This window comes from Nonomuraea sp. IBHARD001 (assembly GCF_056106265.1).
Genome location: NZ_JBWBBW010000001.1, coordinates 450,393 through 472,034, shown reverse-complemented (window position 1 = coordinate 472,034; position 21,642 = coordinate 450,393). Strand labels below are relative to the sequence as shown.

Here is a 21,642-nt window from a genome sequence, read left to right as displayed (position 1 = left end):
CCCGACGATGATCTGAGCGACGGCGAGGTTGTGGCGCTCTGACGAATAGTGAATCGTGTGCGTCAATGATTGCCGTGTCCATTCCTGTCCTGTCTCGACGAAGACTGAGCGATCCCGCGGCATCAGAGGTAGGCGGCCGGCGGTCACCGAGCTGTGAGGGAGGACACCATGGGCAGGTGCCGTGCGCTGGCCGCTCCCAGCGCAACACCTGAACGGAACACCCCCCGTGCGCCCATGCAGAGCCGACAGGCGGGACGGACGAGATGTTGAGCCAAATCCTCACTGTTGCGTAGCTCGGGAAGGGCACAACGGAGGCTCTGCTCAGGCAGGTCAACGACGGCGAATAGGCGCCTGATAGCAAGGGAGGCGCCCGAGACGAGTCGATAGCGAAGCTGGAAGAGCAACGCGGCCTCGAGAGTGTGGGTGGCCAGCGCGAGCCAGCCCAGAGAAGAGCTGATTGTTTCGCGCTCGGCGGGTGGTGGCCGAAAGGGCAGGCGTTCCGGAATCTGCGCCGACAACCCGAACGCCCCCAGATCCGGGCGCGGTGAGCATGGGTGTGGCCATCGTCAGAGCAGTAGACCCTGCTCCCGCGCCTGTCCGGGACCGACTGGACGCTGACAAACCAAGCCGCGGCGATCGAGCAACCCGCCAAGGAGCGCTTGCCGAGCTCGTAGTCGGCGCCAGCAGGCGCGCATCCGGCATGCGACCTCGCAACAATGCGCGCGAGCGGTCCTGAGGAGGGAAGAAAGTTCACCGCAGCCCGGGCAGGTACGGACCGCGATGTCGTGGATCGGTCGTTCCGTCATGTGCGCAAGGGTGAATTGCGATCGAGTGGAATCGCGTCCAGGGTCTTCTTCATGATGCGCTCACCACCAGTCAAGATCGCATCCAGGGCCGCTCTGCGGATGAGGTGCGAGAGTGAGCCGATCGTGCCCTTGATGAGCTGGTGCAGGTAGCGCTCCAGGGAAGTCAGGATGCCGGGCGGTGGGCGTGCAGACGCAAGATGCCCTCCAAGCTGGCCATCAGGCCCCGCAACTCGCTGTTCAGAGGCAAGGACGCGGTGGGAACGAGGGTGAAGCGTCCGGCCATCTGGTGTCCCCGCGTGCCGCTGAACAGTCCGGTGCGCTCGAGGTTGATCCCCGCGTAGATGAAGGTAGCTGGAATCCGTCCGGAGAAGTATTGAGCGTGTCAGCGACTTCGGCTCTCGGATCGGGTGGTCAGGGAGATGTTGTGGAGTTCGTCCACCAGGACCCGCCCTACTCGGGCGCCGACCAGGACGCCGCAGACCGAGTCCAGAACGCCGGTGATGTTGCCCGGTAGCCGCTCGGTAGTCCAAAAGCGTGTGAACTCCGTTGCCGCCATGCGGGCTGTGGCGGCGGGTAGGACGCTGACGTAGACGACTGGGATACGATTGCTCACGCCTGGGTGGCGGGTCGGGTCCAGCACTTCGTGGGGCGAGCCCGAGCTGGGTGACGGCGGTGGTCTTGCCGGTGCCCGCCGGGCCGGAGACGATCAGTCCGCGCGGGCGCTGACCGCGTGCCGGTTCAGCGGCACGAGTCGATGGCCGCAGATGGTCGTGTGCTGGATGTCGAGGCCGCCACGACCATCAGCCCGGTGCGATGAGCGAGCCGTGTTCGGTGCCGCGGCGGGCGATCAGCGGACGGATCTGCAGCTCACGGACGAGGCGACGATACCTGTCATGGTCGTAGCCTCGATCGGCGAGGACGGCATCGGGACGTTGGCGGGGGCGTCCGCGCTTGCCGCGGACCTTGGGAATGGCGTGCAGCAGCGGCAGGAGCTGCGTGACATCGTTGCGGTTGCCGCCGGTCAGGATCACCGCGAGCGGAATGCCGGTGGCGTCGGTAATCAAGTGGTGCTTGCTGCCGGCCCGTCCTCGATCGACCGGGGACGGCCCGGTCTGCGCCCCCCTTTTAGCGCTCTGATGTGGGAGGAGTCCACCGCGGCGCGGGAGAGGTCGAGAGCGCCGGCAGCGCGCAAGCGGTCCAGCAGCACCTCGTGCAGACGCTGCCAGACGCCGGCCTTGTTCCACACGGCCAGCCGCCGCCAGCAGGTCATGCCCGAGCCATAGCCCAACTCCTGCGGCAGGTGCTCCCAGGCGATCCCCGTGTGCAGCACGAACAAGATGCCCTGCAACGCCAGCCGATCATCAAGTCGTTTGCGCCCCGGATGCCGGAACCGACGCTCATGCTTGGGCACCAACGGCTCGATCACCGCCCACAGCTCGTCACTGACCTCCCACGGCTTCAGCCGCGCCATGCTCGCTCCTCTCGCCATCACTACAGCGAGAGATCAAAGCACAACAGAGATCATTCTGTTAGGACCTCTAAGGCCAGCGCAGGTCGTCCAGCGAGGAACATCCCCGCGTGCGCGGGGGCGACGACAACGCGAGCAAGCCCCCGCACCCGACGCACGGAACATCCCCGCGTGCTCGGGAGCGACACCTTGCGGCTGCGTGTCGACGCGCCGATGTCGGGAGCATCCCCGCGTGCGCGGGAGCGACTCGTCCATGGTGTCGCGGGCGGCGTCGGGCGGGGGAGCATCCCCGCGTGCGCGGGAGCGACCTCAAGGATGAGGGCTGGCACGTCAAAGACCGCCGGAACATCCCCGCGTGCGCGGGAGCGACGGGCGGGCCGGGTGGGAGAACCAGAACCGGCGGGGAACATCCCCGCGTGCGCGGGAGCGACCCGTGGTGGCCATCCTGGGCACCCTGGCCGGAGGGAATATCCCCGCGTGCGCGGGAGCGACGAGGACATCCCAGGGCTGCGCCGGTACGACCTGGGACATCCCCGCGTGCGCGGGAGCGACCACGTCTCGCTCTACTCGGATGTCGGTGTCCGAGGAACATCCCCGCGTGCGCGGGATCGACCAGAGCAGGATCAAGCCCGGCAGGGCTGACGCCGGAACATCCCCGCGTGCGCGGGAGCGACGTCCGGGAGAGAAGCCTGAAAAAACCTGACACTGGAACATCCCCGCGTGCGCGTGAGCGACCGGTTGACGACGATCGACAGGCCCGGGTTGCGCGGAACATCCCCGCGTGCGCGGGAGCGACCGCCGGGCCGAGCTGCGCGCGAACATCGCCCAGGGAACATCCCCGCGTGCGCGGGAGCGACATCCCGTCTGCCTGAGGCTCCGCCTGTCGTAGGGGAACATCCCCGCGTGCGCGGGAGCGACCAGGACCAGGCCACCGGGTGGATGCGCCACGCCGGAACATCCCCGCGTGCGCGGGAGCGACCGCCCGTGGCTTGGGCAGGCCCTGCCGGAAGGCGGAACATCCCCGCGTGCGCGGGAGCGACTTGAGCTGCACCGTCTGCTGACCCGCGGAAAGGGGAACATCCCCGAGTGCGCGGGAGCGACGGGGGTGCTGGGGTGCCTGGCTGCGGCGTGGTCGGGAACATCCCCGCGTGCGCGGGAGCGACGGCCGGTGGGTCGGCTGGCCGGTGGTCGCCTGGGGAACATCCCCGCGTGCGCGGGAGCGACTCGCGAACGCCTGACTGCGGCCCTGCGCCTGCAGGAACATCCCCGCGTGCGCGGGAGCGACCAACCCCTCAATATCGCCCGCGTCCACAAGAGCGGAACATCCCCGCGTGCGCGGGAGCGACGTTCACCCAGAAGGACATGGAGTTCGTCGAGACGGAACATCCCCGCGTGCGCGGGAGCGACGTCGCCGAGTCGACCACCAACCAGGCCCCCCAGGGAACATCCCCGCGTGCGCGGGAGCGACCAGCTCGGCCCGTTCGATGTCGCTGCGTATGGCGGAACATCCCCGCGTGCGCGGGAGCGACCGCAACCTCGTCAAACACCGGGTCGGCGAAGTAGGAACATCCCCGCGTGCGCGGGAGCGACGGCATCGACCACACGATGCTCCCCCAGCACACCGGAACATCCCCGCGTGCGCGGGAGCGACCATGAGTTGGGCACCAGAAAGGCTGGCCACGAGGGAACATCCCCGCGTGCGCGGGAGCGACGCCACAGCATCCGCCTCGTTGATCACCTCACCGGGAACATCCCCGCGTGCGCGGGAGCGACCGGGGGTACGCCGGGCCCGGCAGCCGCATCCGCGGAACATCCCCGCGTGCGCGGGAGCGACACCCCGGAAGACGAGCGCGAGATCCGTAAGTGGGGAACATCCCCGCGTGCGCGGGAGCGACGCGATCATTGGCCATGATGAGCGGGAGGACGAGGGAACATCCCCGCGTGCGCGGGAGCGACGGTGAGCTGGCAGCAGGTGACCTCGCCAGGCAGGGAACATCCCCGCGTGCGCGGGAGCGACCAGGCCATGAAAATGATCCTCGGCCTACACGGCGGAACATCCCCGCGTGCGCGGGAGCGACGGGCTCCAGCGGGGTGACCGGCCCACCGGGTGCGGAACATCCCCGCGTGCGCGGGAGCGACCCGAGCATGAGGTCGACGAGGGCGACCCCGCCGGGAACATCCCCGCGTGCGCGGGAGCGACCCGTGCAGTCAACGCGGCTCGAAATCCAGGGCAGGAACATCCCCGCGTGCGCGGGAGCGACGTGGGCAGAGGGCGCGCACCGTGCGTGGGTGACGGAACATCCCCGCGTGCGCGGGAGCGACCATGCACATGGCGGGCGGCAGGGAGCAGCCGTAGGAACATCCCCGCGTGCGCGGGAGCGACCGAGCCGCCCGCGTCGTGTGGTCGCGGGCGAAGGGAACATCCCCGCGTGCGCGGGAGCGACAGTTGCTGTGTCTCGGCGGGCAGGGCGACGGGCGGAACATCCCCGCGTGCGCGGGAGCGACGTTCGCCTCCTTCTCCCGCACCACCAACTCCAGGGAACATCCCCGCGTGCGCGGGAGCGACGAATGGGCGCAATTGGAAATGATAAGAGAGGTAGGAACATCCCCGCGTGCGCGGGAGCGACCAGCGGCGGCTGACCATGCCGCTCGCCGTCGTAGGAACATCCCCGCGTGCGCGGGAGCGACTGCATGTGGGGCGAGATAGGTTCACAGGTCAGCGGAACATCCCCGCGTGCGCGGGAGCGACTCCTGCGCGGAGAACTCGTAGACCTCGTCCTCGGGAACATCCCCGCGTGCGCGGGAGCGACGTGCGCAGCGCCGCCTGAAAGCTGCTGATGTTGGGAACATCCCCGCGTGCGCGGGAGCGACGCTTGTTGACCTGGGGTGTTGTCAGCCTGCGGGACGGTTTTCATTCAGTTGGATTCGGCGGCGAGCAGAGAGGATGAGGCCGTCATAGTCGACGGGGTGCCAGCGGTCTTTGCCTGCGGTGCGGACGGCCCAGCCCTGCTCATTGCTGGCGGGTTCAACCAGGATGGCTTGGCCGTCGCCGATGCGGGTGGCGAGGAGGTCCCAAAGGCGGTCACGGATGCGACGGCTTGGATTGCCGACGAAAACACCGGCATTAACTTCGATCATCCAGCGAGTCAGATGGCCGCGGAGGCCTTCGGGAGCGGCGATGAGGACGATAACGGTCATGAGCCGGGGCCGGAGGTGTCGAATTCGGGGCCGATGACGGCGATGTGGTTCTCCCCCATGGTGGGCTGGATGAGGTCCAGGCCGAGATTGACGGCGATTTCGGAGTCGTCGGCCCAGTTGGTGCCGCCGGGCACGGCTCCGACGCGCTCATCCCAAAGCTGGTTGTGGTCGTCTTCGGGCAGGTCGGTTCCTTCCGGGGTGAGAAGGGATTTGATGTCGGCGACGATGCGGTCGAGCAGTTTGGTCTGGGCGATGCGGTCACGCAGGCCGGTGCGGGCGTCGCGTTCTTCGGTGAGGCCCTCGGCGGCCAGGTCGAAGGCCAGCGGGATGGTGTAGTCGGCTTTGTAGAGGTCGGCCACGTCCAGAACGAAGGAGATGGCCGATCCTGTGTGAACGAATCCCAGGCCGGGACTGGCGCCGATACCGACGATCACAGCGTGGCAGATGCCGTACAAGGCGGCGTTGGCGGCCGATAGCAGACGGTTGAGGTCATCCCCTGCCGCGTGGGCGTCACCGGCCCGGTACTCGCGGCGACTCCAGGCGACGGAGGTGCGCTGGGAGTGAGCTTGGTAGAGCCTGCGGATGCGGGCGCCTTCGCGTCCGCGTAGTTGTTGCATGGTGGCGGTGGAGACGTCTTCGCCGGGAAATCGCATGCCGTACATGGTCCGGGCGACGTTGAGGCGTTCCTTGGGGCGGGTGACGAGCCAGGCCTGGCGATACAGCAAGGCGGCCCCGCGGGCCGGGCCAAGCCCGGCGGCATACATACGCACGCCCTGCTCGCCGACCCAGCAGACGGTGGTGCCGGAGTCGGCGAGCAGGCGGACGGCCCCGTGGGTGATGCGGGTGCCTGGGCCCATCAGCAGGACGGCGACCAGCGCGGCGGGGACGCGCACGGTTTCGCGCTTGTTGACGATGACGACGGCGTTGTCGTCGCGATCGATGTGGCTGCGTTCGATGTAGAGGCTGGAGACGCGGTCGCTGACGCGGTGCAGGTCATGAGGGTGGGCCTTCCACCAGATGTCGTCCAACTTCTGCCCTTACCGCGTGCCCGGCAGGGGGGCGAGGGTGAGCAGGCCGCATCCGTACGCTTTGGCGGGGCCGATGCCGTTGTTCAGGGCGTTGGCCAGCAGGGCGGGGTCGGTGACGCGCAGGCGCCCTTCGAACGTCGCGGTATGCAGGATGACCTTGTGGCCTTGGCCGCCTTTGGCGAAGGCGTGCCGGTCGCGGCCCGTCAGCCGGACGTCGGAGGCGGGGCTGTCCTGGTCGCTGCCGGGTAGGGCGATACCGGGGTCGGTGCGGGCCGGGGGGATCTCGAATCCGTTGCGGGTGGCGCGCTCCAGAAGCCAGCCGAGCTGAGCGGTTGCGGTGCGGTGGTTGAGGCGGAAGGAACGGGTGTACCCGGCGGCGAGGCGTTCGGCTTGGCGTGGGGTGGGTTTGTCGGGGCGGTTGGTGTTCTGGACGGGGTTGGCGGTCAGCCGGAAGGCGAACTCGCGGCCGACGGCCAGTCGCGCCAGAAGGGGGGCGTAGTCGGCGACGGCGGTGTGTTCACCGTCTGCGGCCGGCCAGCCTGCGGCCTCGACCAGGTGGCTCCAGTCGGGGGTGGTGCGGGTGAGGGCGAACAGCAGCGGGCGGTGCGGGTTGTCGGTGTCCAGGCGCCACAGCAGGCGTTCGCCGTCGGGTGTGGTGGGGACGGCGGCGCTGACGAAGGCGTGCATGACGCGGGGGTTGGTGAGCAGGGTGCGGCTTTGGGCGCGCAGCGGGTTGATCCTGATGCGGGACAGGTAGGTCATCGTCGCTCACCAGCCCAGCAGCGCGAACGGGTCGTGCGGGGTGGCGGGCTCATCCGATGGGTCCGGGTGGGGGAAGCCGGTGGGGATGGAGCACCACACGTGGGTGACCTTGCGGGTGGTGTGGCGGCGGTCGTGGGGGTCGAAGGAGAGCGGTTCGTCGTGCAGGACCTGTTCGCCGTCGGGGGTGTCGATGGTCACCATCCGGTCGATGCGCTCTCGCCACCCGTGGTGTCGGCCGAAAGCGCTCTTGTTGTGTTCGCCTGCCTGCCACGGCAGGTTGGTGAGCGCGGCAAGGATCGGCTGGGGGGTGAGACCGAGCACGATCGGCTGGGTCGGCACGCAGGAACGCCGCCCCAGGGCGAGAGGGAAGGCCGGGCGGTGGACGGCGGCGGCCAGCGATCGCATGAGTGGCTCAGGGCCTTCGACGGCGGCGACGAACACGGCGTCCTGGAGGTAGAAGCGCTGGGTGATGTGGGTGTACTTGGGGGGTGAGGTCGGCTTCTGGACGCCCTTGGCCGATACCCCCGCCTGGCGCAGTGGACGGCCTTGGTAGTCGCTGACGGTGTGGTAGTCGCGCAGCAGGCTGCCTTCCTCGTCCACGCGTACGCCCATGCTCAAACTGAGCAGGTCGCCGAGGGGTTCGTGGCGGGCGCGGCCTTCGGCTGCGGCGAGCAGGCCGATCACTCCGGATTTGGTGGGGTGCGGGCGGGTCTCGCGCCGGTTGAACATGCTCTGGTCGCCCCAGGACTGCATCGGCCCGGCCAGCCGCAGCAGCAGGACGGCGGACGGCGGCATCAGCGTGCCGTCCACGAGGCGCTGAGCGCTTCATTCAGGCCGGACAGCATGGTGGCGAAGGGCTGGTTGGGCCCGAACGCGCCGGTCAGAGTGTCGTCGTCGTCGAAGGCGTGGCAGATCGCCACATGGGCCGGGCTGTCGCCCCATTGCAGGGTGGAGCGCAGGTACTCCCGCGCCAGCCGTTGGGCCGAGGCGGCGGCGATGCCGTCGCTGTCGCGTACGGGGCGCTCGAACGCGGAGACGAGGTTGACGGGCTGGTCGTCGCGCACGACGACTGCCAGGAGGGTGGGCCGGGTGCGATGGGCGAAGGAGTTGATGTGCCCGGTCGGCATCGACAGGGCGAACGCCTCGGCGAATCGTTCGACGGCCTCGATGGCGGCTTCGGCGTCGCCGAGGTTGTCCACCAGCTGGTGCACTCCGATGGTGGCGTAGCGGTAGAGGGTGGCGGAGTTGAAGCCGACGTTGCCGAGCATGCCGGCGCCGCTTTCGTCGGCTTCGTTGGCGTCGTCGACGGCGGTGTAGTAGTCGGATTCGATCTCGCAGGCGTGGGTGGAGATGGCGTGCGCGACCTGGGTGGCCGCGTCCACATTCAGGGAAGGGATGTCGGCGACCATTCGCCCGAACAGCGCAACCCCGATGGTGTGGCCGCTCTTGAGCTTGTCGGCGACGTCCAGGTCTTTGGTGGCGGCCTTGAGCTGTTCGTCGTCGAGCCCGGCCAGTGTTGTGGCGTCGTCGGCGATCAGGGCGACGATCTCGTCGAGCTGCTGGTAGCCGAAGAACAGCAGGTAGGCGGTGTTACCGGCCTTCTTACCGGCCGAGATGCCCAGCGGCTCCAGCAAAGCCCCGGCCAGGCGCGCGGCCGCCTCGGCTCCGATGCCGGTGCGATCGTCGATGCGTGCGGCCAATTGCCCGGCGATACGCTTGGTGCGCGTGCTCTGCTCGGCCTGGGGCAGCTTGTCGTCGAATTCTTTGCGCGTGGCTCGCTTCCACGCCTGGGAGGAGACCCGGGAGCGGCGTACGCCTCCGAACCTGGCCTCTTTCGGATTGCCCTGATCGTCGCGATTCAGGTTGGCCGGGGGCACGGTCTGAATGATGTGGAAATCGACGTACTGCCGCTTGGACATCACTATCTCCGTTGATCGCGGGTGTCAGGACTGGGCCGAAGCCTGGTCGTCGTCGGGGCTGGCCGGGTTTCTCACCTGGTAGTCCACGGCCCATTGACGGCGCGCGGCGCGGCGGCCGTCCTCATAACGCCATTGACCGATGAGGTGCATCAGGTTGTCGTAGTCGAGGGGCTGGTCGATGGTGCGCAGCAGGTCGATCAGAGCGCGCAGCCTGATCAGCAACGCCTCCTGGGTGGTGCTGGTGGCCGCGGCCTCCACCCGCCTGTCGATCGCCTCATGGGTGTACTTGTCGTGGGTGCGCAGCACCGACAGCGCTTTGCCCAGCCGGACTCCGGGCTGGTGCATCGAAGTCTTCTTGGACTGCTGGTGCAGCCCGTACAGGGCGAGCGCGGCATGCTCGGCCTGCTGCTCGCCGGAGACCAGTCCGCGTCGGGCGAGATCGTCGTCGACCTCGCTGGTGTAGTGGCGCCACAGCTGGGCCACCTCGCCGTAGCTGCGGCCCAGACCGGCGCGCATGGCCGCCAGGTGCTCGCCTGGTGGCGGGCCAGGCGGACGGCCTGACCGGGGCTCCTGCAGCCAGGTGCCGTCGGGGTTGACGCGAGTCCAGTACGGGGGCACCTGCGTGTCCTTCCTGTGCGGGGTGGTTGTGCTGGGCCGATAGCGCGGCAACGTTGCGGCCAGGGCGCGCCGCAGCCGCCATTCGACGCGGCCAAGCCCGAATTCCGCCTCCGCTTTGCCGCTGCCGTCACCGCGCGGCCCGAACACCGTTTCGGGCACTGCGGCGAACACGGTGTCGGCGACCTGGCGCGCGGTGCGTCCGGCGACCTGTTCCCAGGCCGACAGCGCCTGCTCGATGCGTTCGTCGTCCAAGCCGGCCACATGCCCGAGCATCCGGCGTACGACGGGGTCGAGCAGGTGCAGCACCTGCTCGCCGGGGCGCTGACCCTTGTCCCACGGGATCGGGTCCAGCCCGCCGGCGCGCCGCAGGTCGGCCGACAGGCCGTTGATGATCCGGTGGAGCCGCTCGGCCTGGCCGGTCATCTCCACCAGCACCCCGTACAGGTCTGCGTCCTGGCGCAGCGCGGCCACCGGCAACGGGATGACGTCGTGGTAGACATCGTCGATGACGGCCGATTGGGTACCGTAGGCGACACCGAACGCCTCCACCCGCAACGGGTAGTCCTCCATTAGTGCGCCGTCCGCACGCAGGTCTTCGGCTTGGCGCAGCAGGGCGCTGGTCTCGACCGATCCGCTGTCCAGGTCGCTGTGGTGGACGGCCAGCAGCGCCTCCAGGCCGCGCCAGATCGCTTTGCCCTGCACGTGCCGGCGCGGTTTACGGTCGGCCACTTTGGTCCTACCGGTCGGCTTGTCGTACTTCCATGCGGTGTGCGGCTCCCACTCCGGAACATGCCGCAGCCGGTCTCCTGCGGCCACGATCACCTGCCGCACCCGAACCCCGTGCGGGGTTTGCTCGGGTACCAGGCGGATGCGCCGCGACTGCCAGGTCCACAATCCCAGCAGCCCGTCCGGGTCCCCTGCGCTCTCCCAGGCCGGGCCCGACGGGTCGCGCGCCCAGTGCGGGGTCCCCAGCAGCGACTCTTTCCCGATCGGCAAATTCAGCAGCAGCGTCTCATACAACGTGCGCCCGACCGGGATCAAGACACCCAACTGCCCGAGCGGACCGGTCGGATTTCCGGTCGTCTTACCTGCTTTCGCCTTGTCGTCGTTCTTGGCGCCGGTCTTGATCGCCGCGGTGTCCCAGCAGTGGGCGTGCACCACCCACCGCATCGCCTGCGCCGGAGTCAGCGCGGGCGGCTCGGCCTCGGTCCTGGACGCGAACAGCGGCACGTTGTTGCCGGTGAACTCCGTCGCCACCAGCAGCCCGGCCCCTTTGGTATCGCCGCTCATCGCCTCCAGCGCCCCGGCCTGGGCGAACGGCGTCGCGCCGAACGCCTGGAACCGGCCGCGGTACGCGGCCAGGTAGGTCCGAATCCGATCACGCTCGTCCTCGCTGAACGCTCCAGCCTCGAAGCGCTTTCGCCATGCCTGCCGGTCAGCGGGCAACCCCAGGGCGTCGGCGACGACCGGCAGCAGCACCTGCCGCAGCAGCGCGGGTACCTGCGTCGCCAGTTCGACAACGATCTCGGTGTAGGCGTCGGCGTCAATCAGGGCCTTTTCGATCCCCTGTGCCTCCAGCCCGCCGTTGTCCCGTCGTCGCAGCGGCAGCCACGCATCGCACGCCAGGTCGAACTGCTCCATGTACGGCCGCCTGCCGGAGAAAGAAATGATCAGGGACTAAGAACAGAGGCGAGCGTAGGGGGGAGCGCCAATATTTTCCGGCGCATCAGTAACTACCGGCCCGTATTTCGCATTTTCCGCTACCAAAAACCGGCGGGAACTGTCCTGTCGCAACGCAGCCTGAGCATTGTCACCGAAGGTCAAGTGATTACTGAGGCTCCTGGTGCTGGAGTCAATACTGTGCGGGAGCAACAACGCGCCTACGGTGATCCGACGCTCAGAGCTTTCGATCTGGGGACCTCTCTGGCACGCACTGGCTACGGGCATGCTTGGGCGAAGCCTGGTCCGCCCCTCGATCGGGTACCACCCGTGCGGAGATTTCGTTGGTCCAAGGGAGGGCGACGTTTCCCGGTCGGTGCTGGTCAGCGACCACCGACGGTCATGTCGGCTATGAGTCGTGGCTGGAGCGAAACCGGCTGATCCTGCTGGACGTCGATCCGCAGGTGGTGGGGGACGCTTCGCAGCCGTTGTGGCTGCACTGGCGTGACGATGAATTTCGTCGTCACGCGCCCGACTCCGTCGTACGGCTGGACGACGGCCGTGCAAGGGTGATCGACGTCCGCGCCGCGGATCAGATGAACGATCGGAGCGCTGAGGCGTTCGCCCGCACGGCCGAGGCCTGCGGCGGTCGGCTGGGAGTTCGAGCATCTGGGCGTCCCCGATCCGGTGCTCATGGCCAACGTGCGGCGGCTGGCTCGCTATCGGCACGCACGCCGTGTCCGTGATGAGGTCGTCGGGGAGCTGGAAAAGGATCTTTCGTCAGCCGACTCCGCTGCGGGCCAGGGCAGAGGAAGCCGGTGACGTGCCGGCCGTGCTGCGCACCGAGTTTCACCTGCAGTGGACTGGCGCTCCGAACGTACGTACACCCTTCTGCATAACAGCGCCGCCATGGTGGACGCGGTGCCCGACAACGTCGCTGCGCTGGAGCCGAGTATGTCGACGCGAGGAATCCTCGCCGCCACGCCCTCCAAGGCGGAAGATCACGGAAAGGACGTGATGAGCAGCGAGCTGTCGCGGCCGAGGATCCCGCCCGTTTCCCTCCTTGAGGCTATTCCCCAGCATGCGGTGGACAGAGCATTGAATGCCTTTCATCCTCGGGCGAGCTCGTAGTTCTGCGAACGGCGATGGCCTTGCAGAGGTGTCCGGCTTTGTGCGGGCAGCAGCGGAGCTTGCGGAGAAGACGCCAGGTCTTGAGCTGGGCGTTCGCGCGCTCACCCGGACCGCGAAGCCGGGCATGGGCGCGGTTGGCCTGTTTCTGCGACTCCGGCTCGCTCGTGCCCTTGTACGGCATGACGATCGGCCCTTCTGCGCCTTGATAGCCCTTGTCGGCGAGGGCGACGATCCCGGCGCGCTCCAGTGCTCGCAGAATGCCCCAGATCCGGGCGGCGGTCAGATCGTGACTCTTGCCCGGCAGCGCCCCGGAGGTCCACAGGATCGCGCCGTCTGGACCGGCGATGACCTGGATGTTCATCCCGTGGACGCGGTGCTTGCCGGAGTAGAAGGGGCGGTCGGCCTTGACTCGGTCGGTGTGGATGAGTGTCCCGTCCAGCACCAGGTAGTGCAGCCCGTCCTACTTTGCCTTCCGTAAGGCCTGTGCGAGCTTCGGGGAGCGGGCCGACAGTAGCTTCACCGTCTCCTCCACATACCGCCACGCGGTGGTCGTCGATACCCCGAATCCGGCTCCGAGATCGGTGAACGTCTCGCCCTTGCGCAGGTAGACCAGCACCAGCAGGGCCTGCTGGCCGGGGTTGAGCTGCCGCCACACAGACTTGATCGCCTTACGGTGCCGGCGGATCATCCCGGCTACGTAGTTCAGCGTTGAACGCGACAAATCGACCGCAGCACGGTAGAACAACACCTGAAGCTCCTGGTGACGACGGACTTGGTTGTGGTGATCAACCCGTCTACCAGGAGCTTCTCTACTTGATCAGGCGGATCCTCGACTCGCGATCATGCTGTGACCCGCATGACCCGCCAGGAGGATGAAAAGCGTTCATTGTGGTTGGGAGGACCACATTCTGAAGGTCTTGCACGGCATGAGGCCAGACGCGGGCGAAGGTGTACGACCGCGCTTGACTACGCCCCGACCCGGCACTCGCTGACCGCTCGGGAGCGGGCCAGAGCATGAACTGATCGCTGCAGGCAACCGCGCGAGCACGAGCACGGTGGGGGAGTCTTCGGCGCCGCTACCAGACTGAGGGCTGCTGGAGCTTGCCGATCGACGGCCCGTCCGGAAGAAGCCGCGATTCGGGTTGGTCGATGACGCGGGTCGTCGCTGTCATGCGGTAAGCGATCACGGAGGGCCGGGACGACTTCACCCGCACCGGCGCCTACCCCATCTGGTGGACCGGCGAAATCCTGCGTGCGCAGAAGTCCCGGCCAGGAGTAACGCGGTGGCATGACTGTGTTTGAACCAGTGCGGTGTCCATCCGGCCGGACCGATGTCCTTGCCGCGCAGCAGCGTGGTCTGTCGCGCACGGTGCCTTCCCCCAGCGCGGCGAGCAGCGGCCGAGACAGACTCACCAGCAGCGGGGAATCGATGCTGATTGGCAGGACGAACTCAAGGGTGTGGCAGGCCAGGAGGTCAGGTAGTCGGCGAACAAACGCTCCAAGTTCGCGCCGACGTAGATCCGGCGCGGGCGCATCATCTTCACCCGCGTCCCGCTGGGATTGTCCTCGTGCGGGACGATCTCGACATACGGAGTGGCGCCGCGACCCATGACGAAGTCACTGATCCGCAGGCCCAGCGCCTCACCCAGCCGCATCCCCGTCTCAGCCAGCAGCGGGAACAGCAGCCGGTCACGCAGGTTCCCGGCCCACTCACCGTGATCGAGGTCGGGCTGCGCACCCGTCCAAGATGGCCTGGATCTCCCGCAGGAGCAGCAGTGGCGGCTGCTCACGGTGTCGTTGCCGCCGTACCCGAACCAGCACTGGGCTCGGCATCCGGGTACGCCATACCTCGGGTGCCGCTCGCCCTCCAGCACCATGCGGACTGCTTGTCCTCGAACCCGGTGAGAACCGCCGGCAACGCCTCGTCTCACACCTGACTTCTTTCAGACTTCTGTCAGCTTATGTAGCTGACTGCCCGGAATCTGCTGTGCGCCTCAGGCCAACCACTTCAGTCGATCGGCGGGCCTCGGAGGCCTGCAATGGAGCCCAGCCGTAAGGCTGAGTGCAACGAGCGCGGCGGCCAGGCCGTCATCGGCCAGTGGCTCCTGCAATGGAGCTCAGCCGTAAGGCTGAGTGCAACACCGATCACCTCGCCCAGTTCTTCGGCTACTACAACCTGCAATGGAGCTCAGCCGTAAGGCTGAGTGCAACACGACCTTGCTTCCGGGGCGCTGGGTGGCGGCCGAGGTCCTGCAATGGAGCTCAGCCGTGAGGCTGAGTGCAACGGTTTGTGACGTCGGCAAACGTCCACACAGTATCTCTAGTGCTGTGACCACAAATGATCACCGGGTTGGCGTGCACAACACTTCTGCCGATTGGATGGACTGACCACGGCCGATCAGTCTTGGAGGCAGGGTGACGCAACCGGTCAGGGTCCGCAGGCTCACGGACCAAGAAGGACAGAAACTGCAGCGGATCGTGCGACGCGGAACCACCAGCACGGTCCGCTACCGGCGAGCGATGATCCTGCCGGCCTCAGCCGGAGGCAACACCGTGCCGGTCATCGCCCGCCTGGTCCAAGCCGACGAGGACACCGTCCGCGACGTCATCCACCGCTTCAACGAGATCGGGCTGGCCTGCCTGGACCCTCAGTGGGCGGGAGGCCGTCCCCGCCTGACCAGTCCTGACGACGAAGACTTCATCGCCAAGACGGCCACCACCCGCCCGACCAACTTCGGCCGGCCCTTCACCCGCTGGTCCATCCGCAAACTCCTGAACTACCTGCACCGCCTTCCCGACCGGGCGATCACCCTCGGCCGCGAAGCGTTACGCCTGCTGCTGGTCCGCCGGGGGATCACCTTCCAGCGCACCAAGACCCGGGAAAGACTCACCCGACCCCGACTTCGACACCAAACTCGACGCGATCGACTACGCCCTGACCCGCCGGCCCGAGCGCACCTTCGCCTTCGACGAGTTCGGACCGCTCGGCATCCGGCCCACCGCCGGCACAAGCCGGGCACCGGCGGGCCAGCCGGACCGGCTGCCGGCCACCTACCACCGCACCCACGGCGTCACCTACTTCCACGGCTGCTACTCCGTCGGCGACGACCTGTTGTGGGGCGTCAACCACCGGCGCAAGGGCATCAACCACACCTGGGCCGCACTCCGCTCGATCCGAGCTGCCCGACCGGACGGCGCCCCGATCTACGTCATCCTGGACAACCTCTCAGCGCACAAGAACTGGCGCATCCGCACCTGGGCCACCAAGAACAAGGTCAGGCTGCTGTTTACCCCCACCTACGCCTCCTGGGCCAACCCGATCGAGGCGCACTTCGGCCCGCTGCGCCAGTTCACCCTGGCCAACTCCGACCACCCCAACCACACCGTCCAGACCCGGGCTCTGCATGCCTACCTGCGCTGGCGCAATGCCCACGCCCGCCACCCCGACGTGCTCGCCGCCCAACGCCGCGAACGCGCCCGCATTCGCAGTGAGAAGGGCATCCGCTGGGGCGGGCGCCCACTCAGCGTGGCAGCCTGACTCTCGACAACCCGGTGATCATTTGTGGTCACAGCACTAGACCCCGCACATGCTGAGTGGTTCGTGCCCGAAACAGGCAGCTTGCGGTTGGGAACCCCCCAGGGATTCCGCGTGCACTAGGGGTTCCGAACCGCACATACAGCCCCGATTCCGATCACCGTTCTTCAATTGTCAAGCATCCGAGCGCTCAGCCCCTGCCTTCGAACAACCCCAGCCCAAAATGCGACAAATGACCAAGCGTCAAAGGCCCGGCGACGGTGCCACCGAACTCCACCTCTAGTGCATGCCCATCCCGAACCCCCGAAGCTCCGCGATCGCGCCACCGCCGGCGAACGAACCCGGCGAACCGCGAATCCCTCCCTTCCCGAACCATCACCTCATCGGAGGCCAGCCCCCGATACCCCAGCTCTCGTCCCACCTCGGCAGCCAAATACCCCCCAACCTCCTGATGACGCCGCCGATGCCGTGACGGCACGAACGGTGTCACAGACCGCCACACCCGAGACGGCTGAATCCGCACCCCAGGGAAGCAGGCCCGCCGCCGAGCAAGGAGCCCCTACCGGTGCGTGTGCGGCTTGAGAGCATGGCGCAGCACCAGGCCGACGCGCTCGGCGGCGCAGGCCCGGCGCTGCGCATGCACAACGCCGGCATCACACCCTCGACAGCGCTCGTCCAGGCGACAGTGGACTACTCCGGTTTCGTCCATCGGGTCTCCTTAGCAGAACTAGTCCGACCTGGTCAAACAGGAGATAGAGTCCCAGTTCGCGGCCTTCGTCGGGAGTCTGGGGCTTCTTGTTGGTTGTGATTGTTCCCTGCTGATACCGGGACGTGTGCTGACGTTGTGATGACTCCGAGGCCGGCCCTGGCCTGGGCTGAGCTGACGGTTTCCCGTTCCGTTCACTCAGAGCTCAGGGCCCCGCGCGCATCAGGTGACTTGCCGACGCCCACGACTGATGGCGCAGGCACTTCCGTTATTCTCGTTCTGGAATAACGGAACTGATGTTGACCTCATGGAGGCGTCGGCCTAACTTTCCTGTAGGCCCCTTCCCGATCACAGGAGGCACCATGCAGTACGACATCATCGCTGGCGGCGACTGCGGTACTGACAACTGTGGGTCGAACGACTGCCCCACGGTATTCCGATCCACGAAGCCCGGATTCGTCGCCGTGCAGGGATATACCATCAGAACGATTACGACCCCAGATGGTGAGTCTGTGGTTGAGATTCCAGAATCCCTTATCAGGGAGACTGCGCGTGCGCTTGGAGAATGACGCATGGCAAGCCTTCTTTGAAGGGTTCCAGCGCTCCGCGTTCCGCCTTGAAACGCATGCCACTTACGCCATGCCGGGCGAGGACGACACATTTCTAAGATTTCTGGCCGGAGAAGTGCCCACGGGTGAGCACGCAAAGGAGTGGACTGACAAGGTTCGCCGCTACTGCTCAACGAAACGCACTATCGGTCGCGTTCACGTTCTTAGGCGACCGCTGTCGGACTACCTGCGATACGAATTCACGTGGTGGTATAGATTCAATGTAGAAGCGGGCGAGGAGGTTCGAATCCTCGACACCACCGCCATGCCCGCCCCAGATTTGCCAGGCCACGACTTCTACCTGTTTGATGAAACACACGTTGTCCAGATGCTCTACCGGCCGGACGGCTCCCAAATAGGCCGAGAGCTAATGGAGGGCACTGACCCTACGGAATACATCCGGTATCGCGACATCGCTGTCGAGTTGTCCGTGCCGTTTGCGGAGTACGTTGCAGATAGAGCCTGAAAAGCAAGACGGCGATCGCGCCAGCCTTGCTCAAACGCTGCGTCGGCTACGGGATGCATCTGGGCTAACCGGTGAGACCGTAGCCGCGCGTAGCGGCATGAGCCAAGCCAAGCTATCCAAGATCGAAACAGGGCGCGTCCAGCCATCTACGCTAGACGCGGAACGGATACTCACCGCACTCGGAACACCGCGCGATATCGCGGACGAGGTGATAGCCCTTGCGCGCATCGCCAACACCGAGTACCAGGCGCTTCGTGCAGCACTCCGCAAGGGTTTGGACAAGAAGCAACGCGAGCTGGCGGCCCTGGAGGCAGCTGCGACCGAGCTACGGTACTTCCTTCCCGTGATGGTTACTGGTCTGCTCAACACCCCCGAGTACGCGAAGGCGACCATGAGTCGCGTCCCCGGTGACCATTCTCGGATGCTGGCAAAGAAGCTGGAACGACAAGCAGTTCTTTATGACACAGGCAAGACCTTTATATTCCTATTCGCGGAGGCGGCGGTGCGTTGGGCGCTAGTCTCGCCTCCGGCCATGGCAATTCAGATCGACCGAATCATATCAGTCTCAAGGCTGACAAATGCTCACGTGGAAATAATCCCTCTGCGAACCCATGTGGACGCCGGCCCCCTCAATACCTTCACCATTTACGACAATCGACTGGTCACGGCAGAAGTGTTCAGTGGTGCGATAATAATGCGCGACACCAAAGATGTTGACTACCATCTTGAACTTTTCAACTTCTTTCGCGAGCATGCGCTGAGAGGTAATGCTGCACGTGATCTTCTGGAAGGGGTAGCTTGCGAGTTCCGTAGCAAGGTATAGATTTATTCCTCAACAGGAAAAGCCTTCATCCTCATTGGGAATTCTCCTACCGTCGAGGCATGCCCCCACGCAAGGCGGCCCCACGCCACCCAAGACGTCGTGCCAAGCCTGAGAAGGCGGTCCTTGTTGGACCGCTTACCGATGCTGAGCTGGATGAGATTGGCTGCGAGTCGAACCCTGTGCCTCCTCCGTCGTGGAGGCGCGAGGAGTACAGGGCGCAGATGTTTCGGCGGGGTGTGAGGGAGAGCGGCGATCCGGGCACGCTGGGGATCGACGGCTATCTGGCCCTCGCCGATCTGAACACGGTGCTGGAGAAGCGGCCGAACACGTTGTGGATCATCGGCGGGGCCGTGCTGCCGTGCCCTGATGGTCCGGTAGCGTCCGGGGCGGTTTTGCGGGCTCGGGAGAGCGTGGCATGAGCGCCTCAGCGGGGCGGCCTGAGCCCACCGCCGACGAGACTCCGACACAACGGCCGGCCGATCATGAGGGGTTGGAGATCGGGGCGTTCGGGGCGATGCTGACGGCCTGGGTGGACCCGGAGTTCCGGCGTCGGGGACCGGCGTGAGCACCGTGACCGGCTTCGAGGTCCCCTATGTCATCGGACACCTGGGTGAAGTGGTGTCCCAGCGGCTGCGGATGGCCCGCCACCCTGAGGGCGGCGTCCGGCTCTCGCACCGCGATCCCATCGTCGGAGACTGGCGGCACGGGGTGTTGCGGGCCCGGATGCTCGACAACCGGCAGGGCCGCCCGGATCTGAAGACCGTGAACGTGGTCCGCCAATGGCGGTGCATGGACCACGCCCTGTGCCAGGCATGCGCCCGACCCGCCCGCGACCCAGACAGTGGCCGGGTGTGGTGGCTGCTGTCGCGCGAGGAGACGTGGGAAGACGGCGTTGGTGTCTCGGGGTTCACCAACGCCCCTCCCACCTGCCTGTCATGCATTCCCAGGGCCATCGCCCAGTGCCCGCACCTGCGCCTCTCGGCTGCGGTCTACAGCGTGGGAGGCTACTCCCGGTACGCGGTGATCGCGGATCTGTTCGAGCCGCACGGGGGGAAGGCGCGCCTGGTGGAGCGCGGTGCCCAGCTGCGGCTGGACTCCTTCCACCTGCGCTACGCGCTGGCCAGTCAACTCCTGGTGCGCCTGGATGATGTCGTCGCGGTGCCGTGGGAGCCCTTGGTCAAGACCATTCACGCAGCAGCAGCATCGGCCGCGCGCTGAGGGACTTCAAGAGCCCGTGATCGGCAGGACCATGCCGGATCCTCCGGCCGGTCGCGCCCGGTTCGGCAACAGCCTGCATGGGGGCTGGGATGCGAGGCCGAGCCGGGACGAGCCCCGGCCGTCGGGTCGCGGGCGGGGGCTCACAGTCTCTTTCCGCCACCACAGAAGAGGACACATGGGGTACGTGGGGGACGACAGCGTGTATCACTGGCACGCCTACCAGTGGATCGGACAGGGCCGCGAGCGCGAGCAGGAGTCGCTGCGCCGCCCGTCCCGGGACGCGGTTGCCAACGCCGCGTTCCTGGCCTCACTCCTGCCGCCGAAGCGGACCTGCGACTGGCTGCTCAAGAGCCCATCGCAGATCAAGGAGACCTTCGGTGAGCCCGACAAGGCTGTTGCGTGGCTGAGCGATCAATGGGACGCCCATGTTGAACTCATGCCGGTCTACAGCGGGAAACCGGTGGAGGCCGGGTGGCACAAAAAGTTCCGCCTGAAGAACGCCCGGACGGCTCTGCCCGCCATCGTTGACGTCACCTGGGGTGACCGCCTTATCGGCGGCCGGTTCGTCAGCACCGCTGTGATCTGCTGCCCCAACCTCCACGCCGCCTACCCGTGCCCGCTCGGGGCCAGATGAGGCGGCACCATCTCTACATCCTGGTCCCGGCCTTGCTCGCCGCGATGGCGTTGGGGTGGTGGTTGGTTGTGGCCCGGTGGTGAGCGAGCGGGCTGGACCGGGAGCGCGGTATGTCTCCGGTTTCACGTACCGGGCGGTTCGAAGGTTACATACACCTACTGCCCTGCAGAAGTGGGGGCCATGTCCGTGAGGGCAGGTCGCAATCTCGGGAGCCTGGAACAGGGCCCCGGGGGCTGGGATCAGCAGTCGGACTGTTGGGTGGCGACCTCGGTCCGCGCCGAGTGCAGACCGGATTCGGGCCGTCAGGACTGTCCGGTATCTGCTGGCATCTCAGATCGTGTGGCGCTCCCCGTCAATGGCGCTGCAATGAAGCTCGGCTGTGAAGCTGAGTTCAGGACTTGGTCCTGGGCGGTGGTGAACGCATGGACCCCGACCTGCAATGGAGTTCAGCCGTAAGGCTGAGTGCAACATGGCGCCGCGCAGCAACAGCGGTTGGCGGAGTGCCCTGCAATGGAGCTCAGCCGTAAGGCTGAGTGCAACGTGGAGCGGGCCTGCCCGGCTGGAGTAGGGGACCCCCACCTGCAATGGAGCTCAGCCGTAAGGCTGAGTGCAACCTTCATCGACTACGCAAGCAAGGCCGGTGCGCCCAAGGACCTGCAATGGAGCTCAGCCGTAAGGCTGAGTGCAACCCCTGCCCATCGCCTTGACGGCGTCGCCGACACCGGACCTGCAATGGAGCTCAGCCGTAAGGCTGAGTGCAACCAGACCCTCGCAGCTCGGCTTCTCCGCTGGGTGAGTGCCTGCAATGGAGCTCAGCCGTAAGGCTGAGTGCAACGTGCGGGTGAGCGACATCCGCGACGTCGGGGCGCGCAGCCTGCAATGGAGCTCAGCCGTAAGGCTGAGTGCAACGGCCAGCGCCGCGCGCACCAGCTGCCGCACGTCGTCCCTGCAATGGAGCTCAGCCGTAAGGCTGAGTGCAACATCGAGGCGATGAGATAGGGCGCTCCCGTGCCGAAGTACGCCTGCAATGGAGCTCAGCCGTAAGGCTGAGTGCAACGGTCTG

The 21,642-nt window shown here is 66.7% G+C and carries 14 protein-coding genes, 3 pseudogenes and 2 CRISPR repeat arrays; of the genes and pseudogenes, 8 read left to right on the top strand and 9 right to left on the bottom strand.

The window, feature by feature from the left end; genetic code table 11:
- Positions 1-1,624 precede the first annotated feature (1,624 nt).
- From ACTWNK_RS01970 to casA, 7 genes and pseudogenes are all read right to left on the bottom strand, one after another.
- Positions 1,625-2,277 (bottom strand): annotated as a pseudogene (locus ACTWNK_RS01970) (IS5 family transposase); the annotation flags it as partial.
- A 94-nt stretch (positions 2,278-2,371) separates the two neighbouring features.
- A CRISPR array of direct repeats spans positions 2,372-5,145; the repeat unit is 28 nt; unit sequence GGAACATCCCCGCGTGCGCGGGAGCGAC.
- A gap of 21 nt (positions 5,146-5,166) precedes the next feature.
- Positions 5,167-5,472 (bottom strand): type I-E CRISPR-associated endoribonuclease Cas2e, encoded by a 306-nt coding sequence (gene cas2e / locus ACTWNK_RS01965; protein WP_474301740.1) that lies wholly within the window; start codon positions 5,470-5,472, stop codon positions 5,167-5,169.
- Positions 5,469-6,500 carry a type I-E CRISPR-associated endonuclease Cas1e gene (cas1e, locus tag ACTWNK_RS01960; protein WP_474301739.1) on the bottom strand — a complete coding sequence of 344 codons (1,032 nt, stop codon included), beginning with the start codon at positions 6,498-6,500 and terminating at the stop codon, positions 5,469-5,471. Before cas1e ends, cas2e begins: the two co-directional genes overlap by 4 nt.
- A gap of 9 nt (positions 6,501-6,509) precedes the next feature.
- Positions 6,510-7,262 (bottom strand): type I-E CRISPR-associated protein Cas6/Cse3/CasE, encoded by a 753-nt coding sequence (gene cas6e / locus ACTWNK_RS01955; RefSeq protein WP_474301738.1) that lies wholly within the window; start codon positions 7,260-7,262, stop codon positions 6,510-6,512.
- Between the two features lie 6 nt (positions 7,263-7,268).
- Positions 7,269-8,072 carry a type I-E CRISPR-associated protein Cas5/CasD gene (gene cas5e / locus ACTWNK_RS01950; protein ID WP_474301737.1) on the bottom strand — a complete coding sequence of 268 codons (804 nt, stop codon included), beginning with the start codon at positions 8,070-8,072 and terminating at the stop codon, positions 7,269-7,271.
- Positions 8,057-9,181: a type I-E CRISPR-associated protein Cas7/Cse4/CasC gene (cas7e, locus tag ACTWNK_RS01945; protein ID WP_474301736.1), complete on the bottom strand. Its 1,125-nt coding sequence runs from the start codon at positions 9,179-9,181 to the stop codon at positions 8,057-8,059. Before cas7e ends, cas5e begins: the two co-directional genes overlap by 16 nt.
- Positions 9,182-9,205: 24 nt before the next feature.
- Positions 9,206-11,440, bottom strand: coding sequence for a type I-E CRISPR-associated protein Cse1/CasA (gene casA, locus ACTWNK_RS01940; RefSeq protein ID WP_474301735.1), 2,235 nt, complete (start codon positions 11,438-11,440; stop codon positions 9,206-9,208).
- A gap of 308 nt (positions 11,441-11,748) precedes the next feature.
- Between casA and ACTWNK_RS01935 the strand changes: the two genes are divergently transcribed.
- Positions 11,749-12,204: a TnsA-like heteromeric transposase endonuclease subunit gene (locus ACTWNK_RS01935; RefSeq protein ID WP_474301734.1), complete on the top strand. Its 456-nt coding sequence runs from the start codon at positions 11,749-11,751 to the stop codon at positions 12,202-12,204.
- A 363-nt stretch (positions 12,205-12,567) separates the two neighbouring features.
- Here the strand turns inward: ACTWNK_RS01935 and ACTWNK_RS01930 are convergent.
- Positions 12,568-13,337 (bottom strand): annotated as a pseudogene (locus tag ACTWNK_RS01930) (transposase family protein).
- Positions 13,338-13,998: 661 nt separating this feature from the next.
- Complete coding sequence (locus ACTWNK_RS01925) at positions 13,999-14,466, bottom strand: site-specific integrase (RefSeq protein WP_474301733.1); 468 nt, start codon at positions 14,464-14,466, stop codon at positions 13,999-14,001.
- A gap of 538 nt (positions 14,467-15,004) precedes the next feature.
- Here ACTWNK_RS01925 and ACTWNK_RS01920 point away from each other — a divergent pair.
- The 7 genes and pseudogenes from ACTWNK_RS01920 (at position 15,005) to ACTWNK_RS01890 (ending at position 20,579) form a co-directional block, all read left to right on the top strand.
- Positions 15,005-16,127: pseudogene (locus ACTWNK_RS01920) on the top strand (IS630 family transposase).
- A 1,065-nt stretch (positions 16,128-17,192) separates the two neighbouring features.
- On the top strand, positions 17,193-17,399 hold the full coding sequence (locus tag ACTWNK_RS01915) for a hypothetical protein (RefSeq protein WP_474301732.1): 207 nt from the start codon (positions 17,193-17,195) through the stop codon (positions 17,397-17,399).
- Positions 17,383-17,904 carry a DUF6879 family protein gene (locus ACTWNK_RS01910; protein WP_474301731.1) on the top strand — a complete coding sequence of 174 codons (522 nt, stop codon included), beginning with the start codon at positions 17,383-17,385 and terminating at the stop codon, positions 17,902-17,904. Before ACTWNK_RS01915 ends, ACTWNK_RS01910 begins: the two co-directional genes overlap by 17 nt.
- Positions 17,876-18,727, top strand: a complete 852-nt coding sequence (locus tag ACTWNK_RS01905) for a helix-turn-helix domain-containing protein (protein ID WP_474301730.1) — start codon at positions 17,876-17,878, stop codon at positions 18,725-18,727. The genes ACTWNK_RS01910 and ACTWNK_RS01905 overlap by 29 nt, the downstream gene beginning before the upstream one ends.
- Positions 18,728-18,963: 236 nt before the next feature.
- Complete coding sequence (locus tag ACTWNK_RS01900) at positions 18,964-19,146, top strand: hypothetical protein (protein ID WP_474301492.1); 183 nt, start codon at positions 18,964-18,966, stop codon at positions 19,144-19,146.
- A 142-nt stretch (positions 19,147-19,288) separates the two neighbouring features.
- Positions 19,289-19,945 (top strand): hypothetical protein, encoded by a 657-nt coding sequence (locus tag ACTWNK_RS01895; RefSeq protein ID WP_474301729.1) that lies wholly within the window; start codon positions 19,289-19,291, stop codon positions 19,943-19,945.
- Between the two features lie 184 nt (positions 19,946-20,129).
- The gene (locus ACTWNK_RS01890) at positions 20,130-20,579 is read left to right on the top strand and encodes a hypothetical protein (protein ID WP_474301494.1); all 450 of its coding nucleotides are present in this window, start codon (positions 20,130-20,132) and stop codon (positions 20,577-20,579) included.
- A gap of 433 nt (positions 20,580-21,012) precedes the next feature.
- Positions 21,013-21,636: a CRISPR direct-repeat array (repeat unit 36 nt; unit sequence CCTGCAATGGAGCTCAGCCGTAAGGCTGAGTGCAAC).
- Positions 21,637-21,642: the final 6 nt, after the last annotated feature.

What these genes read in the sequence shown, in the direction of transcription:
- ACTWNK_RS01925 (WP_474301733.1), bottom strand. Translation starts at nt 14,466, where the DNA reads ATGGTGCTGGAGGGCGAGCGGCACCCGAGGTATGGCGTACCCGGATGC.
- cas7e (WP_474301736.1), bottom strand. Translation starts at nt 9,181, where the DNA reads ATGTCCAAGCGGCAGTACGTCGATTTCCACATCATTCAGACCGTGCCC.
- cas6e (WP_474301738.1), bottom strand. Translation starts at nt 7,262, where the DNA reads ATGACCTACCTGTCCCGCATCAGGATCAACCCGCTGCGCGCCCAAAGC.
- ACTWNK_RS01915 (WP_474301732.1), top strand. Translation starts at nt 17,193, where the DNA reads ATGCAGTACGACATCATCGCTGGCGGCGACTGCGGTACTGACAACTGT.
- casA (WP_474301735.1), bottom strand. Translation starts at nt 11,440, where the DNA reads ATGGAGCAGTTCGACCTGGCGTGCGATGCGTGGCTGCCGCTGCGACGA.
- cas2e (WP_474301740.1), bottom strand. Translation starts at nt 5,472, where the DNA reads ATGACCGTTATCGTCCTCATCGCCGCTCCCGAAGGCCTCCGCGGCCAT.